Annotated in this window: 10 protein-coding genes; 8 read left to right on the plus strand and 2 right to left on the minus strand. The window is 75.9% G+C overall.

What is annotated here, in order from left to right; genetic code table 11:
• The first annotated feature begins 31 nt into the window (after positions 1 to 31).
• From BMW62_RS08655 to BMW62_RS08690, 8 genes are all read left to right on the plus strand, one after another.
• On the plus strand, positions 32 to 2,176 hold the full coding sequence (locus BMW62_RS08655) for an acetate--CoA ligase family protein (RefSeq protein WP_091930442.1): 2,145 nt from the start codon (positions 32 to 34) through the stop codon (positions 2,174 to 2,176).
• 30 nt (positions 2,177 to 2,206) lie between these two features.
• Positions 2,207 to 2,944 (plus strand): enoyl-CoA hydratase-related protein, encoded by a 738-nt coding sequence (locus BMW62_RS08660; protein WP_091930443.1) that lies wholly within the window; start codon positions 2,207 to 2,209, stop codon positions 2,942 to 2,944.
• Between the two features lie 66 nt (positions 2,945 to 3,010).
• Positions 3,011 to 4,147, plus strand: coding sequence for an acyl-CoA dehydrogenase family protein (locus BMW62_RS08665; RefSeq protein ID WP_091930444.1), 1,137 nt, complete (start codon positions 3,011 to 3,013; stop codon positions 4,145 to 4,147).
• Entirely contained in the window at positions 4,144 to 5,223 is a 1,080-nt protein-coding gene (locus BMW62_RS08670) for an acyl-CoA dehydrogenase family protein (RefSeq protein WP_091930445.1), read from the plus strand. Before BMW62_RS08665 ends, BMW62_RS08670 begins: the two co-directional genes overlap by 4 nt.
• On the plus strand, positions 5,220 to 6,449 hold the full coding sequence (locus BMW62_RS08675; protein ID WP_091930446.1) for an NAD(P)/FAD-dependent oxidoreductase: 1,230 nt from the start codon (positions 5,220 to 5,222) through the stop codon (positions 6,447 to 6,449). Before BMW62_RS08670 ends, BMW62_RS08675 begins: the two co-directional genes overlap by 4 nt.
• A gap of 33 nt (positions 6,450 to 6,482) precedes the next feature.
• Positions 6,483 to 6,701 carry a UGSC family (seleno)protein gene (locus BMW62_RS08680; RefSeq protein WP_244523916.1) on the plus strand — a complete coding sequence of 73 codons (219 nt, stop codon included), beginning with the start codon at positions 6,483 to 6,485 and terminating at the stop codon, positions 6,699 to 6,701.
• Entirely contained in the window at positions 6,698 to 7,732 is a 1,035-nt protein-coding gene (locus BMW62_RS08685) for a hypothetical protein (RefSeq protein WP_091930447.1), read from the plus strand. The genes BMW62_RS08680 and BMW62_RS08685 overlap by 4 nt, the downstream gene beginning before the upstream one ends.
• A 108-nt stretch (positions 7,733 to 7,840) precedes the next feature.
• Positions 7,841 to 8,890 carry a hypothetical protein gene (locus tag BMW62_RS08690; RefSeq protein ID WP_091930448.1) on the plus strand — a complete coding sequence of 350 codons (1,050 nt, stop codon included), beginning with the start codon at positions 7,841 to 7,843 and terminating at the stop codon, positions 8,888 to 8,890.
• A gap of 10 nt (positions 8,891 to 8,900) precedes the next feature.
• Here BMW62_RS08690 and BMW62_RS08695 read toward each other — a convergent pair whose 3' ends face one another.
• Both BMW62_RS08695 and BMW62_RS22565 read right to left on the minus strand, forming a co-directional pair.
• Positions 8,901 to 9,521 (minus strand): hypothetical protein, encoded by a 621-nt coding sequence (locus tag BMW62_RS08695; protein WP_091930449.1) that lies wholly within the window; start codon positions 9,519 to 9,521, stop codon positions 8,901 to 8,903.
• A gap of 127 nt (positions 9,522 to 9,648) precedes the next feature.
• Positions 9,649 to 10,079 (minus strand): HNH endonuclease signature motif containing protein (locus BMW62_RS22565; protein ID WP_170852288.1); only part of this gene is annotated, 431 nt, incomplete at its 5' end.

Below are 10,079 nucleotides of genomic sequence, written 5' to 3' on the forward strand. Positions count from 1 at the left end.
ACCCCGTCGCCCGCCCGAAAGGCGGATCCCGTTGACCGGATCGCCGACCGACGCCCGCCCCGGTGGGTTCGGCGCCCTGCTGCGGCCGCGCGGGATCGCGCTGCTGGGCATCTCCGGGCGCACCGAGAACCTCATGTCCCGGCCGCTGCGCTACCTGGTCGAGCACGGCTACACCGGCGCGCTCTACCCGGTGAACCCCAACTACGAGGAGCTGGTCGGGCAGCGCTGCTACCCGACGCTGGCCGACGTCCCGGGGCCGGTCGACCTGGTGCTCGTGCTCGTCGCCGCCGACCGGGTCGAGGACGCGATCCGGCAGGCGGCCGCGGTCGGCGCCTCGGCCGCCGTCGTCTACGCCTCCGGCTTCGCCGAGGTGGGGCCGGAGGGGCTGGCGCTGCAGCAGCGGCTGGCGGAGGTGGCGCGGGAGACCGGCGTCCGGGTGCTGGGGCCCAACTGCCAGGGTTTCCTCTACGCGCCGACCGGCGTGGTGGCCACCTTCACCGCGGCGGCCGACCGGCCGCTCACCTCCGACAGCGGCGTCGCCTACGTCGGGCAGAGCGGGGCGGTCGGCGGCTCGGTGCTCGACCTCGCCACCGACATGGGGCTGGGCCTGTCGTTCTGGGCGAGCACCGGCAACCAGGCCGACCTCGACCTGCTGGAGGTCTCCCGGGAGCTCCTGGAGGACCCGGCGATCCGGGTCCTGATGCTCTACGTGGAGGCCACCGACGACGGGCAGGCCTACGCCGCGCTCGCCCGCCGGGCGCGCGAGACGGGCCGGCACCTGGTGGTGCTGCGGTCGGGTCGCTCCAGCGCCGGGCGCCGCGCGGTGGCCAGCCACACCGGTTCCATGCTCGGGGACGACGTCGCCTTCGTGCTCACGTCCGAGGAGCACGGCGTGGTGCTCGTCCACGACATCGACGAGCTGCTGTCGGTGGCGGCGCTGCTCTCCACCGGCAAGCGGTCGGAGGGGCGGCGGGTCGCCGTCGTCACCACCTCGGGCGGCGCCGGCAGCCTCGCGGCCGACCAGTGCGAGGACCTCGGCCTGGAGATGCCCGAGCTCTCCGCCGACACCCAGGACCGGCTGCGCCCGCTGATCCCGGCGTTCGGCGCGCTGGCCAACCCGGTCGACGTCACCGCCCAGCTGTTCAACCGGGGGGCGCACGCCTTCGGCGACGTCTGCCGGATCGTCGCCGACGACCCGTCGGTGGACGCGATCGCGGTCTTCGTGACGATGGTGGTCGGCGACGCCGGCGCCCGGCTCGCCGAGGACCTGGTGCTCACGGCCGCCAAGCTGCCGGTGCCGCTGCTCGTCGGCTGGATCGCCGGCCAGGAGCTGACCACCGAGGGGCGGCGGGTGCTCCGCGACGCGGGCATCCCGGTCTTCGGCTCGGTCGGCGGGGTGGTCCGCGCCGCCGCGCGCATGGCGCCGCCGGCGCACCGGGGGGCGGCGCCCGCGCTGCCGCCCGCCCCCTCGGTGCCGGCTGCCCGGATCCGGGAACTGCTGGACGCCGACGTCGTCGACGGGCCCGAGCTGCTCCGCGCCATCGGCATCGCGCAGCCCTCCGCCACGCTGGTGACCACGCCGGAGGAGGCCCGCGAGGCCGTCGCCGCGCTGCCCGGCCCGGGGGTGCTCAAGCTGGCCGCCGGCGACCTGGCGCACAAGAGCGAGGTCGGCGGCGTGCGGGTCGGCGTCCCCGCCCAGGAGGCCGCCGCCGTCTTCACCGAGCTGGTCGAGGCGGCCCGCCGGCACCACGTACCCGGCGTCGAGGGCGTGCAGGTGCAGGAGCTCATCCCGCCCGGCACCGAGCTGATCCTCGCCGCGACCGCCGGCCGCGACGGCTTCCCCCCGGTGGTCACCGTCGGCCTGGGCGGGATCACCACCGAGCTCTACCGCGACATCGTCAGCGGCCTCGCGCCGGTGACCCCGGAACGGGCCTGGGCGATGCTGCGCGGCCTGCGCGCCTGGCCGCTGCTCGCCGGCTTCCGCGGTGCGCCGCCGGCCGACGTCGCCGCCGCCGTCGACGCGGTGGTGCGGTTGTCGCAGGCCGCCGTCGCCGGGGGTGACAGGCTGGCCGAGTTCGAGGTCAACCCCCTGATCGTCGGGGCGCAGGGCGGCGGGGCGACCGCCGTCGACGTGCTGGTGCGCACCACCGGCCACCGCGCCCCGCTCGGCGAGTAGCACCACTCAACAGAGAGGCAGGACCCCCGCGTGGGACAGGTACACCTGGAGAAGCAGGGCGGCGTCGCCGTCCTCACCGTCGACAACGTCGAGGTGAAGAACGGCCTGACGCCCGAGATGGGCATGCAGCTGTCGGAGCTGTGCGACGAGGTGGACCGCGACCCCGCCATCGGCGCCGCGGTCGTGCGCGGCAAGGACGGCATGTTCTGCTCGGGTGCCGACCGCCGCCGCTGGACGGCCGGCTCCGACCAGGCCGAGGACAAGACCTACAAGGAGCTGGGCGCCGTCTACCAGGCGTTCCGCCGGGTGGGCGTGCTGCAGGTGCCGACGATCGCCGCCGTCCGCGGCGCGGCCGTGGGCGCCGGGCTCAACCTGGCCCTCGCCACGGACCTGCGCATCGTCTCCGAGAGCGCGCGGCTGCTCGCCGGCTTCCTGCGCATCGGGCTGCACCCGGGCGGTGGCTACTTCACCATCAGCTCCCGGACGGCGGGCCGCGAGGCCACCGCCGCGATGGGGCTGTTCAGCGAGCAGATCGACGGCGTCCGCGCCGCCGAGATCGGGCTGGCGTGGAAGGCGGTGCCCGACGAGCAGGTCGAGGACCTGGCCCTGGAGCTCGCCGGTCGTGCCGCCCAGGACCCGGAGCTGGCCCGCGAGGCGGCCCGGTCGTTCCGCACCGAGGCCGGCCCGCCCGGGATCGGCTGGGAGGCCGCCCTGCACTTCGAGCGGGCCACGCAGATGTGGTCCCAGCGGCGGCGCGAGACCGCCTGAGCACTCCCCGCCGGGCCGCCGCACCTCGGCGGCCCGGCGGGCACCCCCGACCGGAGGAGACCGGCCATGCAGTTCGGCGCCACCACCCTCACCCCCGCCGAGGAGTCGCTGCGCGCCGAGGTGCGCGACTTCCTGGCCGCGGAACTGCCCGCCGACCACCGGCCGGCGCTCGGCTTCGCCGGCCGCTACGACCCGGACTTCTCCCGGAAGCTCGCCGCCCGCGGGTGGGTGGGGATGGCGATCCCGCCCGAGTACGGCGGGCACGGCCGCAGCGCGGTGGAGCGCTTCGTCGTCGCCGAGGAACTGCTCGCCGCCGGCGCCCCGATCGGGGCGCACTTCGTGGCCGACCGCCAGACCGGCCCGACGCTGCTGCACTTCGGCACGGAGGAGCAGCGCCGCCGCTTCCTGCCGGGCATCGCGGCGGGGGAGATCTACTTCTCGCTCGGGATGAGCGAGCCCGACTCCGGCTCCGACCTTGCCTCGGTGCGCACCCGGGCGACCCGGGTGGACGGCGGCTGGACCGTCACCGGCACCAAGGTGTGGACCAGCGAGGCGCACCGCAACCACTTCTTCGCCGTGCTGTGCCGGACCTCCCCGATGGAGGAGGGCCGCAAGCACGCCGGGCTGTCGCAGCTGATCGTCGACCTGCACGCCGACGGCGTGACGATCTCGCCGATCCCGTACCTCGACGGGTCGCACCACTTCAACGAGGTCGCCCTCGAGGACGTCTTCGTGCCCGACGACATGGTCCTCGGCGAAATCGGCTCGGGCTGGCAGCAGGTCACCAGCGAGCTGGCCTACGAGCGCAGCGGGCCCGACCGGTGGCTCTCGACGTTCCCGGTGCTGCGGGAGTTCGTGCGCGAGGGCGCCGGCAAGGCGGTCGCCGACGACGAGGCGACGGTCATCGGGCGGCTCGCCGCGCGGGCCTGGGCGATCCGGGCGCTGTCGCTGTCGGTGGCCCGCGCCCTGGACGCCGGGGAGGTGCCGGCGATCGAGGCGGCGCTGGTCAAGGAGGTCGGCACCCGATTCGAGCAGGACCTGGTCGAGGCGCTGCGGGGAGCCGCCGAGACCGAGGTCGACCAGGGCACGGGCACGCTGTTCCAGCAGTTGCTGGCCGAGGCCGTGCTGACCTCGCCGTCCTACACGCTGCGCGGCGGCACCACCGAGATCCTGCGGTCCGTGGCCGCGAAGGGGCTGGCATGAGCGAGCACAGCACGATGCTGACCGAGGTGGCCGCGGGGCTGATGCGCGACCTGTGCACCCCGGAGGACGTGGTCGCGGCCGAGGCCACCGGCTGGAGCGACCGGCTGTGGTCGGCGCTGGCCGAGGCGGGCTTCCCCTACGTGTCGGTGCCGGAGGAGGTCGGCGGCTCGGGTGGCGACGTCGCCGATGCTTGCGCGCTGCTGGCCGTGGCCGGGCGCTTCGCCGCGCCGGTGCCGCTGGCCGAGAGCGGGCTGCTGGCCGGCTGGGCGCTGGCCGCTGCGGGACTGGAGCTGCCGGAGGGTCCGGTGTCGGTGGCGGCGGGCCGGCCCGGCGACGTCGTCGAGCTCTCCGGCGGGCCGGGGCGGTGGCGGCTCACCGCGCGGGTGCAGCGGGTGCCCTGGGGCGCTCGGAGCACCCGGGTGGTGCTGCTGGCGTCCGTCGGCGGGGAGCGGCACGTCGTCTCGGCGCCGACGGCGGTGGCGCAGGTCGAGCCGGGCCGCAACCTCGCCGCGGAGCCCCGCGACACCCTGGCCTGGGACGACGTCCCGCTGGCCGACGAGGCGGTCGCCGCGGCGCCGGCCGGCGTGGACCCCGACGCGCTGCGACTGCGCGGGGCGCTCGGCCGGGCGGCGCTGATCTCGGGGGCGCTGCAGCGGGTGGCCGAGCTGACCGTCCGGTACACCGGCGAGCGGCAGCAGTTCGGCCGGCCGGTCGCCCGGTTCCAGGCGGTGCAGGCGCACCTGGTGACGATCGCCGAGGAGGCGGAGCTGGCCCGGCTGGCCGTCGAGGTGGCGGCGCGCAACGCGCGGCCGGACCCCGGCTTCTTCGACGTGGCGGCGGCCGCGTCCGTGACCGGCGAGGCGGCGACCGTGGCGGCCCGCGCCGCGCACCAGGCGCACGGTGCGATCGGCATGACGAAGGAGTACGAGCTCGGCCAGCTCAGCCGGCGGCTGTGGTCCTGGCGGGACGAGTTCGGCAGCGAGCGGGCGTGGGGCCGGGAGCTCGGGCGGCGGCTGGCCGGCGCCGGCGCCGACGAGCTCTGGCCGCGGATCTCGACGGGACTGGTGAGCGCATGAGCACCGACTGGGACGTCGCCGTCGTCGGCGCCGGCGTCGCCGGGCTGACCGCGGCGCGGGAGGCCGCCGAGGCGGGGCTGCGGGTGGTGGCCTACGACCGGATGGCCCCGGGCGGGCAGCTGGTCAACCTGACCTCGGTGCACGACCACCCGCGGCCGGGGGAGGTCGCGGAGTCGGCCGGGCTGGTGTCGCGGCTGGTCGCCGAGGCAGAGGCGGCCGGGGTGGTGATGGCGTTCGACGAGGTGACCCGGGTGCGCCCCGGTCCGCCGGCGCGGCTGGAGACGAGCGAGGGCGCGGTGACTGCGGGTGCCGTCGTCGTGGCCACCGGGCTGGGCGCGGGGCGGCTGGGCCTGCCCGGGGAGGAGCAGCTCGTCGGCCGCGGGATCTCCACCTGCGCCGGCTGCGACGGCCCGCTGTTCCGCGGCCGCCCGGTGGCGGTGGTGGGTGACGACGAGTGGACGGCCGAGGAGGCGCTGGAGCTGGCCGAGGTGGCGTCCGCGGTCACCGTGCTCGTGCCGGGGGAGCCGCGGTGGAACGACGACCGCGCCCGCCGGCTGGCCGCCGCGGAGCGGGTCGAGGTGCTGACCGGGGCGAGCGTGACCGCGCTGCGCGGCGAGGGCCTGCTCGCGGGCGTCGTCGTCGCCACGCCCGGCGGGGAACGGGAGCTGGCGGTCGATGGCCTGTTCCCCTACGTGGGACGCCGGGGGCCGGGCGGGTTGGTCGAGGAGGTGCCCGCCGACGACGCAGGGCGGTTGCGGGCCGACGGCGAGCGCACCGCCGCGGGCACGGTGCTGGTGGCCGGTGACGCGCGGTCGGGTGCGGTGCAGTCGGTGACGGCTGCGGTGGACGACGGGGCGGCGGCGGGGGAGGCGGCGGTGGCCGTGCTCCGGACCGCGGCGGGTGAGGCTTCGGCGGCCGGGCTGCGGACGGCGGCCGGGCCGGGGCTGCGGATCGTCGACCCGACCTACGGTGTGCCGGCGGACGAGGCCGAGGGTGCGGTGGCGGTCGGCGGCGGCGCGGACTGGACCGAGGTGGCGCTGTTCTCCAACTCCAAGCCGAACGCCACCGAGCTGCTGCGCGGGGTGGGCGGCCGGCTCCAGGAGCACTGGGCGCTGCCCGAGCTCGGGTTCGCCAGCAAGCCCAACGCCTCCGCGGCGGCCGACAAGGACGTCATCGACTGGCTGTCGCAGCGCTACAAGATGGTGCTGGTGGCGGTCGGTGACTAGGGCTCGTGCTCGTCGTGGAGTCTCCACGACTCGGTGGAACTGGAGAAGCGTGGCGTCGTGGCACCGCTGCTGGTGACCTCGACGTTCCTGCCGCTGGTCGAGGCGCAGGCGAAGGCCCGGCGGGTGACGCCGCGGGTGATCGTGGTGCCGCACCCGGTCGGCGGGCTGAACGAGCAGGAGCTCGTGGAGCGGATCGAGGCCGCGGCCGGCGCGCTGCTGCCGCTGGCCGACGCCGCGCGGGAGGGGCAGTGAGCGAGGCGGAGGTCGTCGAGCTCCCCGGGGTGACCGAGGAGAGCTGGCACGAGGTCGCGTGGGAGCGCGGCTGGGGTGACGGGCTGCCGACGGTGCCGCCGACCCCGGAGCGGGTGGCGGCGGCGCTCGAGGCGCTCGACGGCATCGAGCTGGAGCTCGGGCCGGTGCCGCCGTCCGGGCTGGTGCCGACGCGGGAGAGCTTCGCGGCGAACGCGGTGATGGCCGGCTGCCGGCCGGCCGACCTGCCGGTGGTGCTCGCCGCGGTGCGAGCGCTGCTGGCACCGGAGTACAACCTGCACGGCGTGCTGGCCACGACCCACCCCTGCGCGCCGCTGGTGATCGTGAACGGCCCGGTGCGGACCTCACTGGGGATCAACGGCGGCACCAACTGCTTCGGCCAGGGCACCCGGGCCAACGCGGTGATCGGCCGGGCGGTGCAGCTGGTGACGACGCACGTCGGCGGGGCGCGGCCGGGTTCGATGGACCGGTCGACGCAGGGCGGGCCGGCGAAGTACACGTGGTGCTTCGGGGAGAACGAGGAGGAGAGCCCGTTCGAGCCGTTCTCGGTGCGCCGGGGGTTCGCGCCGGGGGAGTCGACGGTGACGGTGGCGGCGTGCGAGGGGCCGCACAACATCAACGACCACGGGAGCACGACCGGCGAGGGTCTGCTGATGACGATCGCCGGCACGATGGCGCAGACGGGGTCGAACAACCTGTACGTGAAGGGGCCGCACTTCCTGGTGCTCGGCCCGGAGCACGCGGCGACGCTGCACCGCGACGGGTGGACCGCGGAGTCGCTGCGCGAGCGGTTGTGGGAGCAGGCGCGGGTGCCGGTGTCGAAGGTGTCGGAGGAGAACCAGCGCCAGTTCGAGGACTGGGGCGTGCAGCCCGAGGGGGAGCTCTACCCGGTCAGCACCGGCCCGGACATGCTGCACATCCTGGTCGCGGGCGGGGCGGGGAAGCACTCGGCCTGGATCCCGTCGTTCGGTGCGACGGCGGCGGTGACGCGCGCGGTGCCGGAGCGGCCGTGAACCCGGATCTCCCGAAGCCAGACCTGCCGTGAGCCCGGTGGACCTGCCGTGACCCCGGCGGAGCTGCCGTGAGCCCGGCGGACCTGCCGTGAGCCCGGCGGAGCTGCCGTGAGCCCGGCGGAGCTGCCGCTGGTCGGGGCCGATGCCGACGCCGCCGCGGTGCTGGTCGAGCTGCTGTCGGCGGGGCACGGGGACGGGCTGCCGGTGGTGCCGCCGACCGCGGCGCGGCTCGGCGCGATGCTGGACGGCGTCGCCGCTCCCGACGAGGAGCTCGGACTGGTGCCGCCGCTGTTCGGCTCGCTGACCGTGCGCGCGGTGGCCTGGTACGCGGTGCTCGCGGGGTGCCGGCCCGGAGAGCTGCCGGTGGTGGCGGCCGCCTGCCGTGCGGCGCTCGAGGAACCGTTCAACCTGCTGGGGCTCTCGACGACGACAGGTGCGCCGGCGGTCGCGGTGCTGGTGCACGGGCCGGTGGCGCGGCGCCTGGGCATGACGTCGGCCGCGGGCGGGCTGGGCACCGGGAACCGGGCGAACGCGTGCATCGGGCGGGCGGTGTCGATGGCGCTGGCGGGCATCGGGGGTGCCACGGCCGGGGTGACCGACATGTCGACGATCGGGCAGCCGGCGAAGTACACCTGTTGCACGGCGGAGGCTGCGCGGCCGCTGCCGTCGCTGGCGCAGCGCCGAGGGCTCGGGGTGGACGTCGACGCGGTGACGGTCATCGGCGTCGGCAGCGTGGTCGAGGCGCTGCCGGGGGAGGGGTACCGGGAGCCGCCGTCCGTGCTGGGACCGGCCGCGGCGGCGATGGCGGGTGTCGCGTTGGCGTCCGGTGATCCGCGCAGTGCCGGCCTGGGGGAGCAGTTCCTCCTGCTGCCGCCGGAGCCGGCGGAGCTGCTGGCGGTGCGCGGGTGGGGGCACGAGCGGATCGCGCAGTTCCTGTTCGAGCAGGGGAACGCGCTGCTGAAGGGTTCGGCTCCGGTGCTCGCGTTCCACGCGGGGCTGGCGCGGTACGCGGCGGAGGACCTGCGGGTGGCGGCGTCCCCGTCCGACGTGCACGTCGTCCTCACCGGAGGGGCGGGGGTGAAGATGCTGCTGCTGCCGACGTGGCCGGGTGGCTCCCGCTCGGTAACGGTGCCGGTGCGGGCGCTGGGGCCGGGCTGACCGTCGCCGGTCAGACCGTCTCGGGTACCCGCAGCTCGGCCACCACGAGGTCGAAGGTGGCGACCTCGACCACCTCGGCGCCCATCAGAGCGGTGAACTCCTCCCGCAGGTCGGTGGCCCGGTCGAGCGCGGCCTGCATCTCGTCGCGGGAGTCGTAGGTGACGGCGGTGGTGGCGCGGCCGCCCTCCGGGTCGACGAGGACGCTGACCGAGCAGAAGCCGGGGAGCTCCTCGAGCCGGGGAACCATGCTGATGCCGAAGGCGTCGGTCATCCGGTCGAGCCGTTCGGGGTCGCCGCGGGTCCAGGTGACACGGGCGCAGGCGTTCTCGGGTGCGGGGTGCCTGCGGTGCAGGACGGCGATCGACCACTCCTCGACGACCGCCGGCCCGCCGAGGATGTCGCTGGCGCGGGCCCGCATGGCCTTCACCTGGGGGGCGCTGCGGCGGAGCGCGGCGGTGTCCTCCCAGGCGCTGGTGATGATGCAGCGACCGGACTGCCTGTCGGCGAGCATGGAGAGGCCGATGAAGCCGTCCATGCCCATGACCGCCGGCAGGACGCGGGTGCGGATGTAGACGATGCCCCGCTCGACCTGCTCGGGGTTGCCGGCGATGGTGGTGGAACGCGCGTACATGCGACGGCTCCTCTGGCGAGCGGGCGAGGCCCGGACGACGCGACTGCGCCGCCCACTGTCCTCGCCGTCCCGCTGCTTGGGAACGGATCCGGTTGCGGTCGTCCCGGTGGCGCGGCGGCGTAGCAGTTCAGTCGCTCAACGGGTCTGGTGGTGCTTCTTCGTCGAGCCAGGGTGGGTCGGGTTCGGGGTCGTGGGACCAGCCGGGTGGGCGGGTGGTGCGGGAGACGCCTGAGGGGGTGCGGACGGTGAGCCGGCCGTCGGGGTGCAGGGTGAAGGACCAGCCGCGGGCGAAGGTCTTGATGCGGTGGTGCCGGCGGCAGAGGCAGCAGAGGTTCCAGCAGTCGGTGGGGCCGCCGTCGGCGTGGGCGATGGCGTGGTCGATGTCGCAGCGGCCGGGGCGTCGTCGGCAGCCGGGCATGCGGCAGTGCCGGTCGCGGACGTGCAGGAAGCGGCGTTGGGTCGCGGTGGGTTCGTAGGCGGTTGTCGGTGCCGGTGGGCCGAGGCCGGGTCCGGTGTCGAGCCGCTCGTCGGTCGGGGTGGCCTGGCTGGATGCTGCCG

The organism is Blastococcus sp. DSM 46786 (assembly GCF_900109665.1).
Taxonomy (GTDB): Bacteria; Actinomycetota; Actinomycetes; order Mycobacteriales; family Geodermatophilaceae; genus Blastococcus; species Blastococcus carthaginiensis.

Bases quoted from the DNA above. Each gene is read 5' to 3' on its own strand.
- BMW62_RS08665 (WP_091930444.1), top strand. From the start codon at position 3,011: ATGCAGTTCGGCGCCACCACCCTCACCCCCGCCGAGGAGTCGCTGCGC.
- BMW62_RS08670 (WP_091930445.1), top strand. From the start codon at position 4,144: ATGAGCGAGCACAGCACGATGCTGACCGAGGTGGCCGCGGGGCTGATG.
- BMW62_RS08675 (WP_091930446.1), top strand. From the start codon at position 5,220: ATGAGCACCGACTGGGACGTCGCCGTCGTCGGCGCCGGCGTCGCCGGG.
- BMW62_RS08695 (WP_091930449.1), bottom strand. From the start codon at position 9,521: ATGTACGCGCGTTCCACCACCATCGCCGGCAACCCCGAGCAGGTCGAG.